Source organism: Streptomyces sp. SID13726 (genome assembly GCF_010548375.1).
GTDB lineage: Bacteria > Actinomycetota > Actinomycetes > Streptomycetales > Streptomycetaceae > Streptomyces.
Window position 1 is genome coordinate 1 of the sequence record NZ_JAAGLY010000794.1, and the last position, 394, is coordinate 394.

The 394-nt window shown below is 77.9% G+C and carries 1 pseudogene; it reads right to left on the minus strand.

From position 1 onward, the window contains the following. Positions 1 to 394 (minus strand): annotated as a pseudogene (locus tag G3I78_RS50345) (hypothetical protein); the annotation flags it as partial.

The following is a 394-nucleotide window of genomic DNA, read 5'->3' on the forward strand; positions in this document are numbered from 1 at the left end:
CCCCGGCCCGAGGCCCTCGCGCGCACGGCTCATCACGAGCAGGCTCGTCGCGGCGTCGCCCGAGAACATGGTCGAGACGGCGACGCCGCCCCCCGCGAGCAGCCCGGAACCGTCGCTCGTGCGCGCCTCGACCGCCGCCGCGTCGGCGGGGCGGTTGGTCACGACGAGCCGGCCGAGCGCGCGCGACCACCAGCGGAACGCGGGCACGTGCTCGGTCGAGCCGTGCAGGAGGCCGATCGTCGAGGCGGGCGTCGTCGCGGGCACGCGCGCCCACCACGTCGTGAGGTGGTGGCTCCCGCTCCCGAGCCAGCGCGCGAGCGTCGGGGTCCGCCCCGCCTGGAGCGCGTAGTCGAGCGTGGGGCGCGCGACGCCGTCGAGCAGGCCGACGAGAAGC